Genomic DNA, 23,754 nt, shown 5'->3' on the forward strand with positions numbered 1-23,754 from the left:
AGGTTGCTTCCGCATGCGTCGAGCCGGCAGGCGCCTGGCCCGAGCCGTTGATGCCGCCATTGGTCGCCGCCGTCAGATAGCTCTCGTCAACCGTCAGCGCGTGCGTCGTCCCGCTCAGCCCGATCGTCGGGCCGTCGTCGTTGATGGTCAGCAGGCTGCCGAGGTTGAGCGCCTGCGAGGCCTTGTCGCCGTCGCCGTCCGTCACCGTCGCCGTCAGCGTGATCAGGTTCGACAGGCTGGTGCCGTCGTTCGGCGTGTTGCTGGCGCCGTCCTCATGCACCGCCCGGTCGAGATCGAACGACACCTTGCCGTTGGCGTCCACGCTCACCGTGAACACCAGCGCGCCGCCGGCGCCGGCATGGCCTTCGACCACGCCGCTGGCGTTGACCGACAGGATCACCGCCAGTCCGCTCGCCGTGTCGACCAGGCCGGAGGACCCGCCCGCCACGCTCAGCGCATAGCTGGTCGTGCCGCCATCGGCGCCCGTCGCCACCGTGAAGGCGTCACTGAAGGTTGCTTCCGCATGCGTCGAGCCGGCAGGCGCCTGGCCCGAGCCGTTGATGCCGCCATTGGTCGCCGCCGTCAGATAGCTCTCATCCACGTTCAGCGTCGGCAGCTTCACATCAGCCAACGCCACCGTCGGCGCATCATCGTTAAAGGTGATGGTCAGCGTGCCCGGTGCCGTCGAGCCGTCGGCATCGGTGATCACATAGCCCAGGTCGACCGTCGCATTGTCCTCGTCGTTCGGGCCCTGGGCCTGCAGCACGTTGTCGAGCAGCGTCACGGTATAGGCGCCAGTTGCCGGGTCGGTCACATGCACCGTGAACAGTTCGCCGCGCGGACCCGTCGCTGTCAGCGTGTCGGTGGCGGCGTCCCAACTATAGGTCACGCTCTCCTGGCCGACAGTGCCCCCGGTACCGTCCAGCGTCGCGAACGAGAAGCCGTTGGAGCCGGCTCCATCACCGCCGACGCTACCACCCAGTGTGCCGTTGTAGACTGCTTCGCTGAGGCTCGCTGGGGACTCGCCCGCATTGGCGTCGATGTCCCCTATCGTGCTCGCTGGATTGCCGCCGGCGAGGCCGTCATCGTCAACCGAGGCCGCAGCTGTGCCGCCGGTCGGAACATTGGCGTCCGTCACCGCAAAGCTGATGCCGGCCGTTGATGTGTCACCGTCGCCGTCCGTCGCCGTGTAAATTGCAGAAGCCGCGCCGGTGCCGACAACCGAATTGTCGGCGGTGAAAGAGTAATGGCCGTCAGCCATGACCTTGATCGAACCGTCGCCGATGTTGATCGACTGCGAGTAGCCGTCGCCGCCGAAGACCAGCGCGGTGGCGCCGATATGCGTCACCGTGGCGCCGTCGGCGCCGGCGACGAAGTCCAGCGTGCCGGTGATCGTCGCACCTTCGGCGACGTTCTGCGAGGCTTCATCATGCGCCGTCGGCACGTCGTCGGACACCGTCACGTTGACCGTGCCGGTCGCCTGGGTGCCGTCGATATCGGTGGCAACCACGCCGAGATGGCCCAGATTGACCAGATCGTCGGCGTTGATGCCAGGATGGGCGTCGTAATTGTTGTTCAGCGTCGCCGTCACCGTCGCCACATTGTTGGCAACCGACAGATCCAGCGTCACCACCGTCACGGCGCCGTCCTTGCCGACGACCTGGGTGTCCGACACCCTGGTCCAGGTCAGGTTGGCGGTGTTCAGCCCGCTCAAATCGGTGCCGAAGGCGATCGAGGCAATCGCGTCCGAACCCGGCGTGAAGGTGATCGAGTTCGCGGCGAAGTCCGGGCCGGCCGGCGTCGAGCCGTCGCTCAGGTTCTGGTCGTCAAGCGCCAGCGTGATCGGAGCGCCCGCAGCCGGGCCTGCGCCGTCCGTGATCGTGAAGGCAATGTTGGCCGTCGAAGTGTCGAGGTCGCCGTCCGTCACCGTGTAGGTCGCGTTGACCGCCACCGGACCGGAGTTGTTATCGACCGAGGCATCCGGCGTGAACGAGTATGACCCGTCCGCCTTCACCTGGATGGTGCCCGCGCCGATGTCGACCGACTGCGAGTAGCCCGTACCGGCATCGAAGATCAGCAGCGTGCCGTTGACATGCGTCACCGTCGCGCCATCTGCGCCCGCGACGAAGTCCAGTGTCCCGGTCAGCGCCGGAGCACCTTCCGCAATTGACTGCGAGGCTTCATCATGCGCCGTCGGCACATCGTCGACGATCTTAACCGAGAGCGTGGCGTCGGTGCTCTGCAGATCCTGGTCCGTCAGCGTGACGGTGAAGTTCTCAAACAGGTTGTTCGTGCCCTGGATGGGGTCATGCGCCTCGTTGTCGACCAGCGTGTAGGTGTAGCTCACCTGGCCGGTGGCGGCATTGTAAGCCGTCACATTGAGTGTGTTGCCGAGCGCGGTGGTGAAGGAGCCTGCGGTGAACGCGCCATTGGTGATGAAGGCATTGCCGTCGATCGCCAGCGAATGGATGCCGTCGGGCGAGGAGATGGTGAAAGTGCCGGCGCCGGTCTCGGCCGTGCTGGCCGGATCCGACCCAGGCCCGCCCGGCGTGCCGACATTCAATGCAGCCTCGTTGACGACGACATCGCCGCCATTGGCCTCCGGCGTCAGGTCGGTGATGACAGGCGTCGAGTTGCCGATCGAGATCGTCAGCGTGGTGTGCGAGGTATCGCCGTCGCCGTCCTTGATCGTGTAGGTGAAGACGTCGTTGACGCCGCCGGGCGTGCCGGCGTCGCGAACATAGGTATAGGAGCCGTCACTGTGCAGCGTCAGCTTGCCGTAGGCGCCCTGGAACGGCACGTCGAGCGTAGCCGCGTCATTGACATCTGTATTGGTGTTGCCGGCCGCAACGCCCACCACCGTCGCCCCGTCGGCGCCCTGGGTGTCGGCAACGCCGTCCGTGGTATTGCCATCACCCGCATCCGTACCGCCGACAAGCACATTGCCCGTGGCGGGGCCGAACTGGCCGGCGGCGATGCTGTCGATATCGGCAACCGCCGTCGGTACGTCGTCGACGATGGCGACGGCAAAGGTGGTGCTGGCGGTATCGCCATCGACATCCGTGACGGTGATGCTGAAATTGTCCGGGACCGTGTCGTTGGGATTGAATCCATCCCCCTGCAAGGGATGCGTGACCGATTCGGTCACCGTGTAATTGTATTCGATGGCACCGGTGCTCGGATTGAAGGAGACGATCGTCAGGAAACCGAAATCCCCCGGGATGTGCTGGCCGACACCGGTGACGGTGACGCCATTGATGACGATCGACCCGATTCCATCCGGCGCATCGATGCTGATGGTTCCCTTGCTGGACGTTTCCGAATGGCTCGGTGCATCGCTACCCGGCGATTGTGTCGGGCCGCCATCAAGGCCGGTTTCGCTGGCCGCTTCGCTGGGAGCAAGCAATGACGTGGCCGTCACTGTAACCTGCCTGTCGACGATCGAGGGGAACAGTTCGCGCCGGTCCAATTGACCAAACTGCAAGGCTGTCGGCGGCAGCAAGGCCGACAGGTCGAACCCGTCGCCGATGCCGCCGGGGGGGACCGAGAAGTCTCCGCCTGCACTGGAATTCGAACCGCCCGGGCCGGCCGATATGGAACCGTCGGCGCCGAATGCAACATCGACATGGCTGGCTTCCAGCGCTGCCAGCAAGGCAACGCGCGGCACCTCGACGTCGCCGATGATGAAGGTCGGCACGTGCAAGGCGCCGTCCTTGATCACGATCACCGAGCCGTCGGCCTGTTCGAGCACAAGGTTGTTGCCGTCGACCTTGATGTTGTCGATGGAAACGTTGGACGGAAGTTTTACGATGTTGCCAGCGTCAGCCACATATTCGTGCGGTGCCGTCGCCGCGGGTGCGTTTGCCGTAACCGGTGCCTCCGGCTTGGCCGGCGCTGCGCCGACATCGACCGGCACCGGTTCGGACGCTGCCGGGGCGGGCTGCTGTGCCGCCGTTGCCTGTGCGACCTGCATCTCTGCCGGCGAAATCTGACTGTTGTGTTCGCCGGACGCCGAATGGTCGTCCATGGAACCCGAAAAGCTGTCCAAATCGATATTGGTGGTCATTGCTGAAACCCCTCCGTCATTTCCCGGAAAGAGACAGTGGCGACCTCTGCTTTGCAACCGTCCTGCAATCTATTTCATATACTCCGATATGCATGGTTCGGCATTTTTTACACGTGGTAAACTACAACAATATAACATGATATACATTGACGCCCATGGAAGCCGAAAGGATGGAGGTGAGCCGGAGGTGAGCCGCGATTCTTTGGTAAATGGAAGTATAAATTTGTATAAAATTTTACGCAAAATAGTCGAAGTGATTTGGGGGAAAGTTACCTACCTTCCTTTCCAATAATTTGAGACAAGATTGGTAGCGTCCACAGTCAAAGGTGGGCGTCATGAAAAAAGAAAACTCAGCTCTGGGGAAAACCGGGCTCAAGGTGCTCCTGCTGGCAATCGGGCTTGTCGGCCTGGCAGGGCCATCATTCGCGAACGCAATTTCCAGCGATGCAGCCGCACAGGGCGCGCCTCTGGAAAGGGTTCAGACGCCGCCCTGGCTCGGCGGTGTGTCGCTGGCGAGGCCTCAGCCCTGGCAGCCTGCTGCCCCCTATCGCATCGGCATGGTGTTCGGCAGCTATGGCCCGGCGATTGCCGATCGCGGCGACAGCCCGTCAATGACGCGAGCCGGGATAGACCCGGTGCAGACCGCGTCGATCATTCCGGGCGTGTTCGGGTCGGTTGCGTTGTCGATGCGCAATTTTCCCGTCTCGGCTCGCTGGGCGCCCGTCTACCGGGCAATCATCGCCTGTTCGGCTGGCAGCGACTGCGAGCGCAAGAGCGCGGCTTTCGCCGGCATGGTCGCCGCCGCTCAAGGCAAGGGGTTCAGCGAGAAACTGTCCTTCGTCAACAGCGCGGTAAATCACCTGATCGCCTACAGGAAAGACAGCGTCGTCTACGGCAAGCTCGACTATTGGGCGAAGCCGTCGGAAATCCTCGAACGGCGGGCCGGCGACTGCGAGGATTTCGCCATCCTCAAGATGACGGCTCTGCTGCGGGCCGGCATCCCAACGCAAAGCATGGCGCTGGTCGTTCTCCAGGACCGCAAGAGAGGCTTCTTTCACGCAGTGCTGTCGGTGAGCACGGGTAGCGGCACCTTCATTCTCGACAGCCTGAGCAACACCGTTATGCGCGACAGCGATCTGCCGGACTACGTTCCGCTCTATTCGTTCAGCACGGACCGCGCCTGGATCCATGGCTCTAGACCGGGCGAAGCCCAGATGGCCGACATCAAGGGCGGCTTCGCGACCGTCGCGCCGGGCGAAGGTTTTCAGCCGTAGGTCTACGCCGGGATTGGCAGTACACGTCGGGTGAGCGGACCGGTCTAGCCGGCGAAGACGAACGCCATCAGCAACTCCGGCTCGACCACCGGCGCGCGCACCGCATTCAACTGCCCACGGTATCGACGTTCGCCGGCGCCTATGACAAAGCCGGTGGCCACCGGCGTTTCGCCATTGGCATCGAGCCGCGCGAAGATATCAGCCACATTGAGGTCCAGCGCCAGCTTGAGGTCGTTGCGCGCATCATCGCTTGGGGCGATCGGCAGTTGACGCTTGACCAGTTGCTGGAACGGCGCGTTGAACGTCAGGATCTTCTTCGACGATGCCAGCGCAAAGGCCGGCGATGGACAAGCGACCAGTATGGCGTTGATGGTGTTGATCGACGCAAGCCTTCGCAACGTCAGGTTCTCGTCCCCCAATCCACGCATGCAGGCCACCCGGATCGCGGATGTCAGGTTGCCTGTCTGCGCCTGGCTTTCGGCGATCTCGTCGATGAGCATGCCGATCGTGCATTTGCGGACTTCGGCCATGTGCTTCAGCGCCATCCAGAATGCCCGCTCCAGACGGATGCCGCGTCGTATGCCGCCGCGCGCCACCACCCGAAATTCCAGCCCAAAATCCTCGGCTGTGACCGACGGCAGCAGCCGCTCGCGATCAGGCTGATGGAGGCTGGCGCTACCGCTCACTCATCGCCTCCTCACGCGCCTTGTTGATCGGCTTCAGGAGGTAGTGCAGGATCGTCTTGCGCCCGGTCTTGATGTCGACTGAACAGATCATGCCGGGGATGATCGAATAGGCTTTGCCGTCTCTCAGAAGTGTCGATTTGTCCGTCGACACGCGCACCTGATAGTAGGGTTCCCCTGTCTTCTGATCGACCAGGCTGTCTGCCGTGATGTTCGAGACCTTGCCCTCGATGCCGCCGAAGATCGAGAAATCATAGGCGGTGACTTTGATAAGCGCTTCCTGGTCGGGGCGGATGAACGCGACATCTCGTGGCGAAACCCGTGCCTCCACCAGCAAGGTCTCGGAGGTCGGCACGATGCCGGCCACCACGGCGCCAGGCTGGACGAAGGCGCCGACCGTGTTCAGCTCCAGCGTGTTGACGATGCCGTCCACCGGAGACCGGATATCGGTGCGGGCCACCTTGTCGGTCGCCCCCCTTATGGTTTCATCCACCACCGAGAGGTCCGCCAGCGCCTGGGTGAGGTCGTCCAACGCCTCCTGCTGCAGTTGCAGGCCGAGTTCCTCGACCTGAAGCTGTGCTTCCGTGATCGCCGCCTTGCCCTTCTTGATGGTCTCGCCCGCCAGGTTCAGCTGACCGTTGAGTTCGGTCTGCTCGCGTTCCACCCGGAGCTGCTCGGTCCTTGCCATCAGGCCTTTCTTGACCATCGCGTCGACCAGCGTTGCCTCCTGGTCGCTGACGGCCAGGTTCTTGGTCAGACGGTCGGAATTGGCGATCGCCTCGGCCAGTTCCTTTTCGCGCTGGTCGAGGCGCGACTTGAGCACGGATAGCTTGTTGTCGAAATTCTCGCGTCGGGCGATGAGCAGCTTCTGTTCATTGTCGCAGATTTGCGGAGCGATGGACTGAATGTCTTGCGGGCACGGAAATGCACCCGACAGATTGCCGGCCTGTTCGTATTTCAGCCTTGCTATGCGCACTTCCAGCGCGCGCGCCTTGGCCTGCTGCTCGCCGAGGCTGGACGTGTTGAGCGTGTTGTCCAGGCGGATGATGAGATCGTTCTTCTTGACGATCTGGCCGATCGTCACGGCGATCTCCTGAACGACACCGGCTTCACTCGCCTGAATGACCTGGGTCTTGGAAGCGGGTATGACCTTGCCGTCGCCGCGTGCGATCTCATCGACTTCGGCAAAGGACGCCCAGGCGACAAAAGCGACGAAGAGCGCTCCTATGATGAATATGGAGGCCGACGCGAAAAGCGGCGGTCGATCTTCCCTGGCAAGCATTTCCCACGCCCCAACGCATTGGATGCATTACTATTTGTTCTATCAGGCGCTTGTTTTCTGCAACGCCTGTATGACTTGGTCTTTCGGACCGTCGGCAACGATCTTGCCCCGCTCGATGACGATCAGGCGGTCGGCCAGTTCAAGCATGCTGAACCGGTGTGTGGAGACGATCAGCGTCGTGTCGCGGTCAAAGGCGACTTTCAGCTGCTTTATCAACTGGCGTTCCGATGCGAGGTCCATCGAGCCCGATGGTTCATCCAGAAAGACGATTTTCGGTTTGGTCAAAAGCAGGCGTGCGATCGCCACCGTCTGCCTCTGACCGCCGGAAAGATTGGTGCCGCGCTCGCCGACATTCATGTCGTAGCCGCGCGGGTGGCGTGAGACGAAATCGTCGACGCCGGCGGCCTTCGCCGCTTCGATGATCTGCTCGTCGGTAGCCTCGGGGCATGCCATCAGGAGGTTTTCCTTGATGGTGCCCGAGAACAGGTCGCCAGCCTGCGCAACGATGCCGACCGCGGCGCGAACCTCGGACGGGTGATACTGGCGAATGTCGATCCCATCCAGCAGCAGCTCGCCGGAAGTCGGCAGGAAAAGCCGGCCGATAAGACGACCCATCGTCGTCTTGCCCGATCCTATGCGGCCGATGATGCCGACCCGCTCACCCGGCTTCACCGAGAAATTCAGGCCGCTCAAAACCTCGTTTTCCGTGCCGGGATAGACGAACCCGACGTTTCTGAACACCATCGCCCCGCTGCGAATGGGGCGGTTGACGAAACCCACAGTGTCTGGTCGGTCTTCCGGCTGAGCCATGATCGAGTTCACCATCCTCAACGAGAGCATGGCCTGGCGGAACCGGGACAGCGTGATGGCGATCTGGCCGAGCGGAGCCACGGCCCGGCTCGCCAGCATCACCGTTCCTATGATCGCTCCTGTCGAAACATGCCCTTCAGAGAAGGCATAAGCACCGGCCACGACCAGAGCGACGGTCACCAGCTGTTGTATGGACTGGGTGATGTTGCCCGCGGCCGCCGAAAGCTGCTTGATCTTCTCGGAGGTGTTGGCGGCGTTCTTGGAGTGCTCCCCCCATTTGCGCAGCAGATACGCCTCGGCGCGCAGCGACTTGATCGTCTCCAGCGTGGAGATGGATTCGACCAGCAGGGACTGGCGTTGCGAAGCTTCGTTCATCGAGGCGGCGACGCGCTTGCCGATGCGACGCTGCGTGATCAGGCCGACGACAACCGACATCACGAAGGCCAGCGCCGGTATGATCACCAGCCAGCCGCCGATCGCATAGATGACAAGCAGAAAGACGAAGACGAATGCCGTGTCGATGAATACGCTGATGGTGTTCGAGGTGAAGAACTCCCTGACGAACTCGTATTGCGTGACCCTGTTCGCGTATTCACCGGTCGAACCGGGACGCGCCGACAGCGACGAGTTCAGCACTTTCTCGAACAGAAGATACGATATCCGAAGATCGGCTTTGCGCCCTGCATAGTCGATGAGGGAAGCCCTGGCCGTCTTCAAAAGCAGGTCGAACAGGATGACGGCGCCAATGCCGATTGCCAGAACCCACAGTGTCGATATGGCCTTGTTCGGCAGGATCCTGTCGTAGACGTTCATCGTGAAGATGGGCGAGGCTATGGCCAGCATGTTGATGAACACCGCCGCCAGGACGACCTTCGAATAGGTGCGCCAGAAAGCCCCCATCGTTCCGGTAAGCCAATGTCTTCGCTCGATCTTGGCTGCCGAGCCGATCGTCATCCCCTCTGCCGCGTTGGCATAGGTGATCGAGAAGGACGCTCCACCGCTGATGTAGCTGGCGGCGAGTTCCGACCTGCCGATCGCGGTGCGGCCGTCCTCCTGGGGCGCGGTGATATACGCACCGTCTTCGGTTTGCGCGAGCAGGGCGATGGGCAACTGGCTGACGCGAAAGACGATGGCGGGCAGGTCGATGCGGCCCCTGAGAAAATCGCGGTGGCTGAACTCGGTGACTTCCATGCCGATGCGCTCGGCAAGGTGCCTGATGTCGTCGACTTCAATTCGGGTGTCCGACAGCGGTACGCCGGCGAACAGCACCGTCTCCGCGCTCGGCCGGCCGAGATATCCGGCAACGGCTGAGAAGCAGGCCTTGAACGCCTCCTTGGGAGACAGGATATGGGGTTGCTGGTTCACGATCTGCCCGTCGGAACTCTCGCTGGACTTTGCGCCGTCTTACTTCTTCCTCACCGGGGCGAGAATGTCGAAAGGCAGGTCGTTCTTCTGCTCCGACGGCGTCCGCGCATAGGTCTCGGTGTCTGCGGTTTCCGGTGCCGCAAACTCGGTTCGCGCATAGGCCGTCGCTTGTTTCGCCGGCTTGAGGTTCATCGTTTTCAGCAACTGTCCGGTCGCGGCCAGCAGCCGGTACTCGGCAAACAGCGATGCATAGGACGAGGTATCAGCCAGCGTTGCGGTGTTGAACCGCGTATTCTGTGCATCGAGCACGTCGAGCAGCGAACGCTGTCCGACTTTGAACTGCTCGCGATAGGAAGCGACCAGCTTCTCACTGGAGGCGGCTTGTTGCCTCAGGGTCTTTGCCAGATCGGCTTGCCGGAAACGGCGATCCCATGAGGTGCGAACGGCTTCCTCGATTTCGCGCTGGACCTGATGCAGCGCCAGACGCTGTTCGCTGGTGCGGCGGATCTGCTCCTGCTCGTTGGCCTTGTCGATACCGCCGCGGTAGAGGTTCCAGCGCAGGACCACGCGCGCCTGCAGGTCGCTGGTGTCGCCATCGTCGCCGTCAATGTCGGTTCCTGCCCGGGCACGACCTTCAGCGATGATGGAAGGGCCAAATTTTGCCCGTGCAGCATCCACGAGGGAGGCCGCGGCATCGATGTCGCTGTTGGCCATGTGCACGCGCGGATTGCTTTCCCGCGCCAACCCTATTGCCTCGTCAAGCGAGCGTGGGAGCGCGGCCGAGACATCGCCCGGCCTCGAAGGGCTGGTCAGTGGCTTTCCGACGGTCTTGAAGAAGCGGATCTTGGCCGCTTCCAGTTCCTCGGTCGCCTCCTGCATGCGCGCCTTGGCTGCGAACAGCCGTTCCTCGGCCTGCTGCCGGTCGGCCTCGTTCAGCGCGCCGCCCGAAATGCCTTGCCGGATGTCGCCGAGAATCGCCTGGTGGAAGCCGAGATTCTTCTTCGCTTCGGCAACGATCGAAGCCTGCAGCATGTACTCCAGGTAGTCCTGGACAACGGACAGCCCGATGAATTCGGAGCGTTCCAGCACCCGGAACGAAGCGCCATCGACGCGCGATGCCTGGCGGTTCAACTCGGCCCGCCTTGCGCCGCTGTCATAAAGCGTCTGCGAAACCGTAAGATCGGTTTCAGCCGGATAGAGCGCGTCGTCTTCGATGGAAAGCGACCGCCGGGACGGATTGTCGAGCCGGCGAGCGCCAGCCGATGCCTCGACGTCGACGCTGGGAAGATAAAGCCCCTTGGCCTGCCGCAGCTCGAATTCGATGGCTTCGCGGTTTTCGATTGCCTGTCCAATCTCGGGATTGGATTCCACCGCAACGGCCATCGCCTCCTTGAGCGTGAGCGCATGAGCGCCCCCGCAGGTCAGCATGGTGGCCGCCATCAAAAGACCAAGGCGCTTGCCCACGGTCGACATGCTTGTCGTATTCATATGAAACCCACCCTCGTTTCCCCAGCGCCCCTATTACTTGAGCGCTATGGCCAAGCCAAGGCCTACCTGTCGGGGGATTATTCACAGATTCATGAAATTTGTGAGCGATTATTGGTTTAGCCGCCACTAAAACGGCGATTCAGATCAGAAGAGCGGCGGGATGTAACAAAAATGGCACATAGATATCGGCCCGCTGGGGTTGTATCCGGACGCCGCCACGTGTGGGAAAGCACAAGAAAACGAAAGCTCGCTGGCCGATGCAGCCAGAATCATACCGGCTATTAGCGGCCGAAGCCGGGGCTGGATCGCTATTTCGGACAGTTCCACGAGGTGCAGGCTGACGCCGTTCCCCTCAACGTGCGCTTAACGCAGCCATGCGGTCGAGCGCCGCGGTCAGCCCGTGCAGCGACACCGGGAATGTCAGCGGGGTCTCGGCATCTGTCGTGACATTGAGCTTCAGCACCGAGCCTTCCCGCAGTTTTGCAAGCACCGACCGTTCGATGGCAAAGACCGCGAGGCAACCCGTTGGCAGGCAGGTCCTGAAGCGCTGCTGGGACAATGGCGGCCGATCGTCGATCTGGAGCGTCACGCCTGAATCGAGCAGTATGCCGAAGGGTAGAAGCAGGGTAGCCGTCGTCGAACCGTCCGCGCGTCCCGCGATTTCCACCGCAAGAAGCCTCTGGCCGTTCTGCTGGACCTGGTCCTGCGAAAGTGAACACACCCTTGCCTTCTCGCGGACGGAACAGGCCACGCTCCAGTCCTGATAGACTTCGCGCAGCGACGACGGTCCGTCGAGGACCGCCGCCACCTGTTGCTGGGCCAAGGCCGGCGACATCAATGAGAATACGATTGCCCCAAACGCGGAGACGGCCTTGAGGCCACGCTTCATGTACAAACCCACTCGCGGATCTTGCATTTGCTTCCCGCCGCCTCGCAGGCCTGCAAAGCGAGGTCTTCCGCTTCACGACGCGTTTCGGCGGAATCCACGCCCCAGGGCGTGAACTGCCGGTCATTCGCCTTCTCGGCCAGGGCCAGGGCACCGCAATGCTTGTAGGGAAAGCCGGTATCGTCGTCGTCGTTCCAATGGCGATGATTGCGGAACACCGTTACGACGGTGCAATTATCTCCGCCCGCGTTCTTGCAATGCTTGAGCGCGATATCCGACGCCTCCTGCCGCTTGTCGGCGCCCCAGAAGAAGCCGTATTTGACGTCGGTGCTGGAGTAGGCGATCGCCGCCCAGATGCCTTTTTCCTCCTGCGGTGGTGGCGCCGGCGGTTCGGGTGGCGCTTCCGGCAGATCGGCCGAGATGACTTGCCCGGCCCAGAGCAAGGCAAAGCCAAGAACAGCAGCCAAAGGTCCGTATCTCATAGTCAGCAATCCTCTGCAGGAGCCGTCGCCATCAGCTTCGCGTCCTCACTTCGACGCCGAAGCGACGGAGATCACCACACAGCTGTTGCCTGTCGGCAGGAGAAGGGCTTCACCCGCGTTCCCGCCAAGCTCGTACACCTCGACCTTGCCAAGATGGTCGGTGATCTTGCTGCCCTGCGGAAGAACGGAGGGAATCTCGGAACACGGACTGGCGAACGGCGCCACCCGTACCATCGCTCCCTCGCAACCCGAAGCGGTGGGCGATGCGAAAACGACGCCGGCGGCCGGTCCGCTATAGCGCTCGGTCGAATAGTCCATGCCGACAAAGGCCTGAACGGCATGTTTGTCGGCGGCCTGGTCGTTCCACAGCGATTTGACGCTGTATTTGGCGCCGGTCGTCAAGATCTGCCCGAGCACCGGGTAGATCGTCGAACAGGCCTGCACACCGGCTTGCTTGACGTGCTCGAGGAAAGGCGTGTCCGGAAGTGCTGGCGCGGCTGCCTGCGCCTGTGCGGCCGTCGCGCCGCCGATCAGGTTGGTCATCGCGACGTAGTTCGCGGCGGCGAAGCCCAGGCCAGCCATCGTCAGCCCCATCAGCGAAAGTGCGAGGACGCGCGGCCACCGCCGCCGCGGCGGCTCGGCGAGCCTCTGCCGATCCGGCTCGACGGTCGGGCTGCGTTTTGCGGACATGAACTGGTCCTGCTGGCTCATGATGCTTCCCCGGTCATTTGATTGGCGAAAGGGCTTGCGTCAGCCCCTTGAGTGTTGCGGTCACGGTGATCGTCTGGCCATCGACGGTCGAATAGGAGATCGCCGGCGTCGCGCTCTGCGATATCTGCTGGCGCATCACGGGCCCGACCGGCAACATGCCGACACAGACCACGTCGTTGCAGCCGTTCAAGTGAACGTCGATCGGCTTCGCCTGTCCGTCGAATTTCAGCGACACAAGGCCGTCGCTCCTGGCGTTCGGCGCGGTGCGCAGGATCATGTACGGCTTGCCGTCCTGCGTGGCCGCAAGCGACCAGCTGAAGGCCATCTTGCCGGATGTGTCCTCGATCACCTGCGAGACATTGCAGACCTTCTTGCGGGCCTTGAGGTTCTCGTCGCAGATCAGCGTCCAATTTTCGAAGGGACGGATGGTGCGCTGGTATTCCCCGAGTTTCGCCTCGGGGGGTACCACCACGTCCGAGGGCTTGATCCTGTATGTCGAGCCTGCCTGCCCGGCAGCCTGCACGAGGCTACCCGACAGCACCAGACAAGTCAGTGCGGCAAGCCCGAGGCCGGCATGTCTGGTCAGTCTGTTCATCCCCGCCTCAGTTCAAGGTGAAGCTGAGGCCGGCGCCGACCCCGACATCTCCGCCCGCCGCCGTGCCCGAGACATTACCGCGGATACGGCCGTCTTCGCTGGTGTAGCCCGCGCCGAAGGCGAACGCACTCTCGTCCCGCCAGAAGCCGCCGCCGGCCGCCACGCTCAACTTTCCGGGACGGTCGTCGTAGCGCAGCGAGGCTGCGGCAAGGCCGATGGCCGCCGCTTGCCGTGCTTCGTCCCGGATGCCGCTGATGTCCGAATTGAGCTGGCCGAGTTTCTGGTCGGTGTAGTTGTTGGCTTGCTGGAGCGTCGTGCCTGCTACCTGATCGGTATAGGTCTTCGAATCTGCCAGCGTGAGCGACAGCCCGTCGTTGAGTTGCTTGACGTTGACCGCATCATTGTTCGCGACGCCCGCCCCGACATTGTGGATGACCACCGGAGCGTTCGGATCGCCGCCAGCAAGCGTCAGCGAGTTGGATTTGTTGCCGTCCACGTCCTTGTCGTACTGGACGGAGAACTCAGCGAGATCGCCGACACTCCCCTGCACTGCCTCGACTGCCTGGTTGGTCGCATAGAGCTGGCTGCCGTTGATGGCGTCGGTGGAGGTGGAACTGATCCGGCCCGCCGCCACATTGGTGATGGTGCGCTCATTGCCGGCGCTGCCGACGCTCACCGTGCTCGTCGGAGCGGTTCCGGCAAACGTGTAGTTGACGCCGTTGATCGTGGTGCCGGTGGTGGCGACCGCCGCCGTCGTCGTCGAGCCCGCGCCGAGAGCGACGCTGCCCGGCTCGTTGGCCGTGGCGCCGGCGCCAAGCGCCATTGCCTGGGCGCCGTTGGCGGTCGAGTTCGTGCCGAAAGCAATGCTGTCGGCCTGATTGACCGTCGCGTTCTGGCCGATCGCGATGCCTCCCGGCGCCGTCTGCTGCACGATGGCCCCGTTGCCCATGCCAATGCCGTTGTCGCCGTTGACGGTCGTGCGCGGACCAACCGCAACCGAATCGACGCCGACCGCAAGCGAGTCCGATGCCGTCGAATTGGCGTGGAAATACTTGGTCCCTGTCACCGCGAAGGAGCTCAGCGCGCCCTTCAACTGGCGAAGCGAGACCGCGTCCTGGTCCTCCGTGCCGTCGGCTACATTGGTGATCTGGCGATAAGAGGTGGAGGTGCCCACCGAAACGGCGCCGAGCAGTGTCAGGTCGGTGGTGTTGTAGGGAATGAGGCCGGTGCCGGCGAGGATCGATCCCGATGCGGGCGCTACCACGCGATCCGAGACCGAACCGGAACCGAGCGCAACGCCGCCGTCGATGCTGACATTGCTGTCGCGCCCGAGGGCCAGCGCGCTGGCGCCGGTAGCGGTTGCCTGGTAGCCGACGGCGGTGGAGCCGATCCCTTGCGCGAAGGAATCGGTTGGCGCCAGTCCAGCCTCGTTGGTGCGGGCATAGCGGATACCGATGCCATTGGCGTCGGTATAAGCAGTCGAGGTGTCGCCGGCGATGTTGGCGATCGTGTTGCCGAGATTGGTCACGGAACCGCCGATGGTGCTGAGCGTGGTGCCGATAGCGTCGACGGCCTGGTTGGTGGCGAACAACTGCGAACCATTGATCGCATCCGTCGAGGACCCGCTGATCCGCCCTGCCGCGACGTTGGTGATGGTGCGCTCGGCGCCGACCGCGCCGACGCTGACCGTCGAGGTTGGGTTGGTGCCCTGGAACGCATAGGTCGTGCCGTTGATCACGGTGCTGGGCGTGCCGACCGCCACGGCCGTGACCGAGCCCGAGCCGAGCGCGACGGCGCCCGCGTTGCTGGCGGTGGCGTTGGCGCCCAGCGCGAGCGCATCGGCGGCGCTGGCGTTGGCTTGTTTGCCGAGAGCGGTCGCTTGAACGTCGGTTGCGAACGCGTTCTGGCCGACCGCCGTGCTTGACAGGGCTGTCGCATTGGCGTTTGCGCCAACGGCGGTGCTGTATTGGCCCGAGGCCTTGGATATGTACCCCATCGCCGTTGCATCGAGGGCCGATGCGACGGCGCCGCTGCCGAAAGCCGAGGCGTTGGCGTCGGTAGCGCTCGAATTGGTACCGGCCGCGATGGCGTTCGTCCCTGTCGCGGTCGCAACAGGTCCAATCGCGACGGAGTCCGTACCCGATGCCAAGGAATCCGCCGCCGTCGAGTTGGCATGGAAATACTTGATGCCGCCGATATTGATGTTGGTGATGGCAGCACCGATGGCGTCGACCGCCTGGTTGGTGGCGAAGAGCTGCGAGCCGTTGATCGCATCGGTCGACAGCGCGCTGACGCGCCCCGCCGCCAGGTTGGTCAGCGTACGCTCGGCGCCAGGAGCGCCGATGCTGACGGTCGAGAGCGGGTTGGTGCCCTGGAACGCATAGGTCGTGCCGTTGACCACCCCGCTCGCGGTGCCGACGGCCGTGGCGGTGACAGAGCCGGAGCCGAGCGCCACGTCGCCGGAGCTCGCCGCCGCCGTGGCGCCGTCGCCGAGCGCGACATTGCCGGCGAGGCCAGCGGCACCGGCGGTCGAGCCGTTGCCCAGTGCCACGGAGCCTTGCCCGATCGCCTTGTTGTTGTTGCCGATGGCGACGGCGCCCGCCGCCTGGTTGGCCGCGGTGGCGGTCGCCGTACCGTCGCTGTTGGCGATGTTGTTGGCACCGCCGGTGAAGGCGCCGGTGCCGCTGGCGTAGCTCGGATCGCCGATGGCGACCGCGCCGTCGCCATAGGCTTGGTTGCCGTAGCCGATGGCGACCGCCTTGCCGCCGTCGGTAATCGCTCCCGTGCCGATGGCGACGGAGTCGGCGGAGAGCGCGCCGGCGGCGGTGCCGATGGCGATCGCATTTACGTCTTGTGTCACCGCGCCCGCTCCGATTGCTGTCGAGGCCGCCGCTGTCGCGATGGATGTCGTGCCGATGGCGATGGAATCGTCGCCTTGGGCAGTGGTCGAACGGCCACCCGCGAACGCACGGGCACCGGTGGCCTTGGAGGTGGAACCCAGCGAAGTGGCGTATGTTCCGCTGGCCGTGGCGCCCAAGCCCAGTGCGCTGGCATTTGCGGCGGTCGCCGCGGCGTTGTTACCCAAAGCTGTGGTGGAGACGTCCGTGGCCTGGGCTCCAGAGCCCGCCGCGACCGAGCCCACTCCGCTCGATACGGCCGAATTGCCCAGGGCCAGCGCGAAATTGCCCGAAGCGGTGGCAACGTTGCCGAACGCTGCCGAGTCTAATGCCGATGCATTTGCCTGGGGACCAACGGCTGCGGCATTGGCGCCGGCGGCCTGGGCCTGGAAGCCCACGGCTGCCGAATTGGCGCCACTCGCAGTCGAGGCGGCGCCCATCGCGGTGGCGAAAGCGCCAGACGATAGCGAATTGGTGCCGATGGCGATGCTATTGGGCAAGGCCGTGTTGGCCTGAACGCCTGCCTGCGCGCCCAGGCCGAGCGCGATCGACTGGTTACCCCAGGCGCTGGCGTTCCGGCCCATCGCCGTGGCGCCCGTGCCCGTTGCCTTGCTTTGGCGTCCGATCGCAGTGGCGTCGACCTGAGACGCCAGTACGTCCGTGCCGAGGGCGATGGCGCTGTCTTGAAGGGCGCCACCTCCCGCAATAGTTCGGTTGCCAAGATTGATGGCGTTGACCGCGGTCGCGGTCGACTGGAAGCCGATGGCGATGGCATTCTGGTTGCTTGCGACGGCGCTATTACCTTGAGCAATCGAATCCAGCCCGGACGCTGTTGCACCAAACCCGAGCGCGGTGGCGCGCAGTCCGGTCGCCCGGGTAACATAGCCTATCGCCGTCGAGTTCGTTCCGTCGGCACGCGCGTTCAGGCCAAAGGCGGCCGCGCCGGCGGCTGCAACCGAATTGACGCCAATGGCGCTTGCCGCGTCCCCGTTGGCCTTGGCATTCCCGCCCAGGGCGAGGGCATTGACGCCGGTTGCGCCTGCGAAGACACCTATGCCTATGGAGTTGAGGCCATTGACACTCATTGAATAGCCGATGGCGATCGTAGCGTCGCCCGTTGCACTGTTGGAGGTGCCCAACGCCACGGCGTTATTGCCATTCGTCGTGGCACCGTTACCGATGGCGACGGCGTTGCCGCCTGTCGCCGAACCGCCGCCAGCCTGGTATTGCGCCTGGGCCGGCGCGGAGAGGCCGAGCGCGGCGAGCGCGGCAAGGCCGCCGATCGCGCCGGCCGAACGCACACTGCCGCCGACGCCCAGCGTTCCCAGACCCATATTCTTGCGGCCGAGGCCGAGCACGCGGTGCGCCATGCGCAGCACCGCCATCAGGCGGCGGCGCGTCGAGCGAGAGCCATGACCGGCGCCCGCGATCCAGTGCCCGGCGAAATTCACCGCCCGCGCAAACGAGCCATTGGAAATGTGATTGTCGGTCATGGTCCCTCTCCGCCCGCCTGTCGGCGTGAAAATGTCTGACAATACGAACTGATGCTAAGAAGCCATGATTCTGGCTTGCGGTATTTCACGAAATTGCTGTCTCGTGACAAAACATCGGCGCAGGACCGTAGAGGTTAACGGCTCGTTACTTTAGTAATCGCTTTAATAAGAGATCATCCGCCAGCGTCAAAGTACTTGCGCAATCTACCGGTCCGCCTAAGCTTCCCGCCTAAGCTTTCCGGACCGCGCTTGCAATGGCGTGACACCGCGATACTTCTTCATCATCGTGGTAAAATGGCTCTGGCTTGAAAATCCGCAGAGATGAGCGATCTCCGCGATGGTCATGCGCCTGTCGAGAAGCAGTCTTTCCGCGAAGTCCAGCCGCAGATCGAGAACATACTGGTGCGGCGGCGCCCCGAACGTCTTCGAGAAAGCCCGCATGAAGTGATAGGGCGAAAGCCCGCAAACCGCGGCCATTTCGGAAAGTGCCAGCTTGCGCGAAAAGTTCTCGTTCAGGAATTCCTGCACGCGGCGCGCACCGCGCACCGAAAGCCCGCCTTTCACGTTCAGCGTCGGCTGTCGCGTCGCATCGGTCCCGGAAGTCGGTTCCCGGGGATCATCGTGGCGCCGCATGGCTCGGCCTCCGGATCTTTCCCGAATGGAACTCAACCTGATGCGGCATACGTCGTTCCCTCGAAAACAATTCGTGATTGATCGAACTGAACCTATACCGGCTCTCACGCATCGTATGCCGGCGGGACAAGCGATGAACGGACGATCGGTCCCGGCGCCGGCGATCCCGGGCGGCTCGGCAGCGGCGGACGGTATCGAGAGGCCACGGTCCGGCTTTGCCGAACACGGACAGTTATGCGAGCCGGCAATATCCCTGAGGAATGCTGGTCGCCAGAAGCTTCCGCGATCCAGTCGCGCGGAGACATCGCGCTCCGGCGCTGGGCTGCCCTTCCCGGGCTTGCACTTTCCGCAATAACGCCGAACACAGGTCGGGATACTCGTCCCCGACCGCCGCCCCGGAAAGCGCCGCCTTCCCAGGTCTCCGCATGTTTCATGGGCCTCGCCTCAGCCGCCTCGCCGCTCGAAATCCCCTTTAGCCCACCAACCCGGGAATCAAACTAACGCACATGCTAAGGCTATGGAAGAACTTCCATGCGCAAAGAAAGCGTTTTGTCCGGGATAAGGGAGGTCCGATACTGGACGCAGTCGAAGATCTTGCGGGCCTGCTGAATATCGCCAGCTATTGCTGATCCTCGCGACGCTCCTCGTACAGATTCCATGCAAGTTCGACAAGGCCGAGAAGAACATCCTCCTCGTTCCAACCGACCGCGACCGCCGCCTGAACGATTTCGCGCACGAGCGGCAACAACTGGCGCCGGCATTCGGCCGATAATTCGACGTCGTCGTCACCCATAGGAGGTCCGCCGAAGTTGAACTCCATCATTCGCGGCCCCCCTCGCCCTCGACCGAAACGTACGTCCTTGTTTTTTATTCCCGCTTGCATACAACAAGTCCGCCGCCAAGCATAGGAAGCCTTCGACAACCGGTGGCTGCAGAGAATGACGTCGCGTCAGCTCGTCTCTATGCTTCGCCGCTCTGCCCAAGGTTACAATTCTTCGGCCGGGCAGCCTGTCGCCGGCACTGAGTATCTCTTCGCAACATCGAACGCTTGCCATCGCACGATGCCTGGCAAGATCAGTTCCAGCACATGATCGGCCGCATTGCCTTCTGCAATCGCTCGCTGGATAGTCTCGGCCATGTTGGAGACGCTGGCGACTCATTGGCCTCAAATTCTCGCGGTCATCTCCGTGGGGATGGCGACCGTCGGCATCGTTCACGCCGTCATGACCAAGGAGGATGTCCGCGCCGCCACCGGCTGGGTCGGCGTGATGGTGCTGTCGCCGATCCTCGGCGTGCTGATCTATGCCGTCGCCGGCATCAACCGCATCCGTCGCGCCACGATCACCGCACAGCGTCCGCTTGCCGGCAACGCGGTATCCGCCAAGCTTGAGCGTGACGTCGCCGCCGAAGAGGCCCTTATCGTCGAGCGATACGGGCAGCGGTTCACCGGCTTGAGAACACTGGGCGACAGGGTGGCGCGGCGCGCACTGACGCCTGGAAATGCAATAGAGGTGCTGGAGACCGGCGACCAGGCCTATGCGGCCATGTGTGCGGCGATCGACGGCGCCGAACGCAGCATCCTGCTCGAAACCTACATTTTCGACAATGACGCCGTCGGCCGGCTCTTCGTCGAAGCGCTGGCCGGCGCCGTCCGGCGCGGCGTCGCCGTGCGCGTGCTGATCGATGCCGTCGGCGCCCGCTACTCCGTGCCGAGCATCCTTGGTCATTTGCGCGAGGCCAACATCACCACCGATCTCTTCAACGGCAACATCGTCATGGGTCTGCGCCTGCCCTATGCCAATCTCAGGACCCACCGGAAGATCCTCGTGGTCGACGGCATGGTCGCCTTCACCGGCGGCATGAACATCCGCAAGGGCTTCTCAGCCGAATTCGCCGGCTCCAACAGCGCCAGGGACACACATTTCCGGGTGACCGGTCCGGTCGTCGCCGACCTATTTTCGGTCGCCGCCGAGGACTGGCGTTTCGCTACCAAGGAGGCGCTGAAGGGCGATGACTGGCGAATTGCCCCGCTCTCACCGTCGCCCGGTGTGCCGATGCTGGTCCGGGCCGTCGCTTCCGGCCCGGACGCCAGCAACGAGACCAACCACAAGCTGCTGATCGGTGCGTTCTCCGTCGCCCGCAAATCGATCCGCCTGATGTCGCCCTATTTTCTGCCGGATCGCGAACTGATCAGTGCGCTGATAACAGCGGGCAGGCGAGGTGTCGAAATCGACATCGTCGTGCCGGCGGTGAACAACCTTTTCCTGGTCGACCGTGCGATGACGGCGCAATTCGACCAGGTGCTGAAACATTATTGCCGCGTCTGGCGCACGGAAGGACCTTTCGACCATTCGAAACTGGTTTCGATCGACGGCGTGTGGGCCTATGTCGGCTCTTCCAATCTTGACGCCCGGTCGCTGCGGCTGAATTTCGAGATCGACCTCGAAATCCTCGACGCCGGCTTTGCCAACGAGATCGAAGCGCGCATCCGGTCGGCGCTCGAGACGGCCGTACCGGTCACGCTGGAAGCATTGAAGGCCCGGCCGTTCCTCATCAGACTGTTCGACCGGGCCCTCTGGCTCGGTTCGCCCTATCTCTAGATGGTTCACCCTGTCTCTGGATGAGAGTGAACCCATCTTTACCAAAACGACGTGTTGGGCGGATAGTTTGATGCCGATCATGGAATATGGACTGAAAGACTATATCTGAGGTGCATGGTGAAAGCAGCGGCCATGGAAGGCACACGATGCGCGTGACCGGACGCAGCCTCCCGGCAAGTATGCTGTTATCCATTCGTGACCGCCGGATGCGGAAGGCAAACGTTGCCGCACTCAAGACCACGGCCATCACCGGCACGCTGGTTGCCTCCTACAATGTCCACAAATGCATCGGCGTCGACAGGAAATTCGACCCGGAGCGGACCGTCCGCGTCATCCGCGAAATCGATCCGGATGTCATTGCGTTGCAGGAAGTCGACAACCGCTTCGGCGACCGTGTCGGGCTTCTCGACCTGGCCCGGCTCGAGCGCGAAACCGGCCTTGTTCCGGTGCCGATTTCCGCGACCGGCAAGGGCCATGGCTGGCATGGCAATGTCTTGCTGTTCAAGAAGGGCGTCGTTCGTGACGTGCACCAGATCAGACTTCCGGGACTGGAGCCGCGCGGCGCGTTGGTGGCGGAGATCGACCTCGATGGAAGCCAGACGCTGCGCATCATCGCCGCCCATCTCGGCCTGCTGCGCCGCTCGCGCTCCCAGCAGGCACGTGTCGTACTCGACCTGATGAACAGCCCGGACGAAAAGCCGACCTTGCTGCTCGGCGACCTCAACGAATGGCGCCTCGGCAACCGCTCCGCGCTCAATACGCTGCATGCGTCGTTCGGCCCGCAGCCGCCGGCGGTCCCCACCTTCCCCTCGAACCTGCCGCTGCTGGCGCTCGACCGCATCATGGCCAACAGGCATGGCATGATTGCCGCCGTCGACGCGCATGACACGCCGCTTTCGCGGGTTGCATCGGACCACCTGCCGTTGACGGCTTTTGTCCAACTGGAGCGCATGGCCGGCGCCGATAACGGTTTGATGTCCCGGGCGTCGCAAAGCGTGTAGATGTCCCGTGGAACGCCCGGTTCTTCCACGAGTTGATAGGTCTTGCAGGAGGACCGAATGAAGAAATTGATTTTAGCTTCCGTGTTGGCATTTGCCGCAACGGCCGCAGTCGTGGCACCGTCGCAAGCCGCAAGCGTGATTATCCAGTCCGGCGACGATGAATATTCACCGGACGACCAGTATTTACCGGATGACCAGTACTCACCGGATGATCAATTCGACAATGGCGAAATCATCGTTCGCCGCCATCACGACCGGCGTATTTACGACAACCAATATGATGACGACCAGAACGCACAATATGGCGACTACAACGACGGCGAATATCGCCGCCACCACCGGCACCACCGCTGCCACATCGAACTGATCAAGCACTGGCGCCACCACCACAGGGTGATCGAGGAGGTCCGCGTCTGCGGCTGATCTTCGGCCGTGCCAACCGGCTGGCGACAAAGCAGGCCAGCTTGGCGACCCTGCCCGGACAGGGCCCGACCTCACTATTTGATACCCTCTGGACACAGCTGCCGAAGGCTGAAAAATTTGGAGCGCAACTCGCTTTGGAGTCGAGCCGGAACACCAGGAGATGGCGCTGAGACTGGAAGACATTGCCGGCCATCCGGCGTTGCATCGCTGCGTTCAGGAGCAGTCGCTGGCGCTGATCCAGATTTATCAGGACAGCCCTCGGCTGGCTTCGATTTTCGCCACGCAGCAGCGTTGGCTGATGGGCCATGTCGGCCTTGCCATGCATTTCAGGCGCGACCCGCACGACCGTCGCAAGGAGCTGACGGTATCGCGTTTCATCGAGTTCGTGCACCAGCACGCGGTGGCTAGCCGCAACACGGCGGACGCTTTCATCAAGGAGATGCTGCACTACCACATTGCCGAATACGTGTCGGGTGGCGACGGCCGTACCCATCCCTTGCAGCCGACAGCGGCAACTGTGCAGACTTTTACCGGCTGGGTCCTTGCCCATTTGCGCACGCTGGATCACCTCGACGGCGCTGACCGCCTGGCCAGATTCCTGGAGCATCCCGAAATGGTTGCCAGGCTGCAGCCTCTGGTGGCGGACGGCCTGCTAGCCTCCGCGCCGGTGCGCGAACCCAACCAGACCTTTTCCCTGTTCATCTGGCTCAACAATGGCGGCATCGTCATGGACTGGCTGATGTCGGGCATTGACCCCGATCATGCCGGCCTGGAGCGGATTGCGACCAGCGTGGTTTCGATCGGCGATTTCGCCAAATGGCTCAAGCTGTCGCGTACCCACCTTGCCCGCAAACTGCGCGCCGCCGAGAACCTCGGCAGCATCGGCTGGCTCGGCCAGCGCGGCCATTCGGTGATGTGGGTGTCGAACACCTTCTACCAGGAATACATGACCGTCCAGGCCGCCAAGCTGGCCATAGTCGATGCCGCTTTCGTCGCGACTTTTGGCCAGCCGGCAGGCAGCTGATCGGTTGGGCAACCCTGCGGGAGACGCCCATGGCAACGAAC

General features: G+C 63.1%; 17 protein-coding genes. 5 read left to right on the forward strand and 12 right to left on the reverse strand.

Going from position 1 to position 23,754, the window contains the following annotated elements; genetic code table 11:
- On the reverse strand, positions 1 to 4,066 hold a 4,066-nt coding region (locus NKI20_RS05750), incomplete at its 3' end, for a DUF5801 repeats-in-toxin domain-containing protein (RefSeq protein WP_352829044.1).
- A gap of 335 nt (positions 4,067 to 4,401) precedes the next feature.
- Between NKI20_RS05750 and NKI20_RS05755 the strand changes: the two genes are divergently transcribed.
- Positions 4,402 to 5,340 carry a transglutaminase-like cysteine peptidase gene (locus NKI20_RS05755; protein WP_352829046.1) on the forward strand — a complete coding sequence of 313 codons (939 nt, stop codon included), beginning with the start codon at positions 4,402 to 4,404 and terminating at the stop codon, positions 5,338 to 5,340.
- A 44-nt stretch (positions 5,341 to 5,384) separates the two neighbouring features.
- Here the strand turns inward: NKI20_RS05755 and NKI20_RS05760 are convergent, their stop codons facing one another.
- The 11 genes from NKI20_RS05760 to NKI20_RS05810 form a co-directional block, all read right to left on the reverse strand.
- Positions 5,385 to 6,026, reverse strand: a complete 642-nt coding sequence (locus NKI20_RS05760) for a ribbon-helix-helix domain-containing protein (protein WP_023760610.1) — start codon at positions 6,024 to 6,026, stop codon at positions 5,385 to 5,387.
- A complete protein-coding gene (locus NKI20_RS05765; RefSeq protein ID WP_023760609.1) occupies positions 6,016 to 7,305 on the reverse strand; it encodes an HlyD family type I secretion periplasmic adaptor subunit in 1,290 nt (429 codons plus the stop codon). Before NKI20_RS05765 ends, NKI20_RS05760 begins: the two co-directional genes overlap by 11 nt.
- 42 nt (positions 7,306 to 7,347) lie before the next feature.
- Positions 7,348 to 9,480 (reverse strand): type I secretion system permease/ATPase, encoded by a 2,133-nt coding sequence (locus NKI20_RS05770; RefSeq protein WP_352829049.1) that lies wholly within the window; start codon positions 9,478 to 9,480, stop codon positions 7,348 to 7,350.
- Between the two features lie 39 nt (positions 9,481 to 9,519).
- Positions 9,520 to 10,968, reverse strand: coding sequence for a TolC family protein (locus tag NKI20_RS05775; RefSeq protein WP_352829051.1), 1,449 nt, complete (start codon positions 10,966 to 10,968; stop codon positions 9,520 to 9,522).
- A gap of 352 nt (positions 10,969 to 11,320) precedes the next feature.
- Complete coding sequence (locus NKI20_RS05780) at positions 11,321 to 11,857, reverse strand: invasion associated locus B family protein (protein ID WP_352829053.1); 537 nt, start codon at positions 11,855 to 11,857, stop codon at positions 11,321 to 11,323.
- Positions 11,854 to 12,336 (reverse strand): DUF4189 domain-containing protein, encoded by a 483-nt coding sequence (locus NKI20_RS05785; protein ID WP_352599798.1) that lies wholly within the window; start codon positions 12,334 to 12,336, stop codon positions 11,854 to 11,856. Before NKI20_RS05785 ends, NKI20_RS05780 begins: the two co-directional genes overlap by 4 nt.
- Before the next feature lie 45 nt (positions 12,337 to 12,381).
- On the reverse strand, positions 12,382 to 13,047 hold the full coding sequence (locus NKI20_RS05790; RefSeq protein WP_352829055.1) for a hypothetical protein: 666 nt from the start codon (positions 13,045 to 13,047) through the stop codon (positions 12,382 to 12,384).
- A gap of 13 nt (positions 13,048 to 13,060) precedes the next feature.
- The gene (locus tag NKI20_RS05795) at positions 13,061 to 13,642 is read right to left on the reverse strand and encodes an invasion associated locus B family protein (protein ID WP_352829056.1); all 582 of its coding nucleotides are present in this window, start codon (positions 13,640 to 13,642) and stop codon (positions 13,061 to 13,063) included.
- A 7-nt stretch (positions 13,643 to 13,649) separates the two neighbouring features.
- Positions 13,650 to 18,032, reverse strand: a complete 4,383-nt coding sequence (locus tag NKI20_RS05800; RefSeq protein ID WP_352829058.1) for a YadA-like family protein — start codon at positions 18,030 to 18,032, stop codon at positions 13,650 to 13,652.
- Between the two features lie 216 nt (positions 18,033 to 18,248).
- Positions 18,249 to 18,665: a helix-turn-helix transcriptional regulator gene (locus tag NKI20_RS05805; protein ID WP_023761637.1), complete on the reverse strand. Its 417-nt coding sequence runs from the start codon at positions 18,663 to 18,665 to the stop codon at positions 18,249 to 18,251.
- 619 nt (positions 18,666 to 19,284) lie between these two features.
- Positions 19,285 to 19,488 carry a hypothetical protein gene (locus NKI20_RS05810; protein ID WP_352599794.1) on the reverse strand — a complete coding sequence of 68 codons (204 nt, stop codon included), beginning with the start codon at positions 19,486 to 19,488 and terminating at the stop codon, positions 19,285 to 19,287.
- A gap of 313 nt (positions 19,489 to 19,801) precedes the next feature.
- Here NKI20_RS05810 and NKI20_RS05815 point away from each other — a divergent pair, with 313 nt between their 5' ends.
- From NKI20_RS05815 to NKI20_RS05830, 4 genes are all read left to right on the forward strand, one after another.
- Positions 19,802 to 21,265: a phospholipase D-like domain-containing protein gene (locus NKI20_RS05815; protein ID WP_352829060.1), complete on the forward strand. Its 1,464-nt coding sequence runs from the start codon at positions 19,802 to 19,804 to the stop codon at positions 21,263 to 21,265.
- Positions 21,266 to 21,411: 146 nt separating this feature from the next.
- Positions 21,412 to 22,266: an endonuclease/exonuclease/phosphatase family protein gene (locus tag NKI20_RS05820; RefSeq protein WP_352829062.1), complete on the forward strand. Its 855-nt coding sequence runs from the start codon at positions 21,412 to 21,414 to the stop codon at positions 22,264 to 22,266.
- 57 nt (positions 22,267 to 22,323) lie between these two features.
- Positions 22,324 to 22,689: a hypothetical protein gene (locus NKI20_RS05825; protein ID WP_352829063.1), complete on the forward strand. Its 366-nt coding sequence runs from the start codon at positions 22,324 to 22,326 to the stop codon at positions 22,687 to 22,689.
- A gap of 160 nt (positions 22,690 to 22,849) precedes the next feature.
- A complete protein-coding gene (locus NKI20_RS05830; RefSeq protein ID WP_352829064.1) occupies positions 22,850 to 23,713 on the forward strand; it encodes a hypothetical protein in 864 nt (287 codons plus the stop codon).
- Positions 23,714 to 23,754 lie beyond the last annotated feature (41 nt).

The sequence above is a fragment of the Mesorhizobium sp. M0830 genome, assembly GCF_040319965.1.
Lineage (GTDB): Bacteria > Pseudomonadota > Alphaproteobacteria > Rhizobiales > Rhizobiaceae > Mesorhizobium.

Coding starts and splice junctions, on each gene's coding strand:
- NKI20_RS05820 (WP_352829062.1), top strand. CDS start 21,412: ATGCGCGTGACCGGACGCAGCCTCCCGGCAAGTATGCTGTTATCCATT.
- NKI20_RS05755 (WP_352829046.1), top strand. CDS start 4,402: ATGAAAAAAGAAAACTCAGCTCTGGGGAAAACCGGGCTCAAGGTGCTC.
- NKI20_RS05795 (WP_352829056.1), bottom strand. CDS start 13,642: ATGAACAGACTGACCAGACATGCCGGCCTCGGGCTTGCCGCACTGACT.
- NKI20_RS05775 (WP_352829051.1), bottom strand. CDS start 10,968: ATGAATACGACAAGCATGTCGACCGTGGGCAAGCGCCTTGGTCTTTTG.
- NKI20_RS05780 (WP_352829053.1), bottom strand. CDS start 11,857: ATGAAGCGTGGCCTCAAGGCCGTCTCCGCGTTTGGGGCAATCGTATTC.
- NKI20_RS05825 (WP_352829063.1), top strand. CDS start 22,324: ATGAAGAAATTGATTTTAGCTTCCGTGTTGGCATTTGCCGCAACGGCC.
- NKI20_RS05765 (WP_023760609.1), bottom strand. CDS start 7,305: ATGCTTGCCAGGGAAGATCGACCGCCGCTTTTCGCGTCGGCCTCCATA.
- NKI20_RS05800 (WP_352829058.1), bottom strand. CDS start 18,032: ATGACCGACAATCACATTTCCAATGGCTCGTTTGCGCGGGCGGTGAAT.
- NKI20_RS05810 (WP_352599794.1), bottom strand. CDS start 19,488: ATGATGGAGTTCAACTTCGGCGGACCTCCTATGGGTGACGACGACGTC.
- NKI20_RS05830 (WP_352829064.1), top strand. CDS start 22,850: ATGGCGCTGAGACTGGAAGACATTGCCGGCCATCCGGCGTTGCATCGC.
- NKI20_RS05785 (WP_352599798.1), bottom strand. CDS start 12,336: ATGAGATACGGACCTTTGGCTGCTGTTCTTGGCTTTGCCTTGCTCTGG.
- NKI20_RS05815 (WP_352829060.1), top strand. CDS start 19,802: ATGTTGGAGACGCTGGCGACTCATTGGCCTCAAATTCTCGCGGTCATC.
- NKI20_RS05790 (WP_352829055.1), bottom strand. CDS start 13,047: ATGAGCCAGCAGGACCAGTTCATGTCCGCAAAACGCAGCCCGACCGTC.
- NKI20_RS05805 (WP_023761637.1), bottom strand. CDS start 18,665: ATGCGGCGCCACGATGATCCCCGGGAACCGACTTCCGGGACCGATGCG.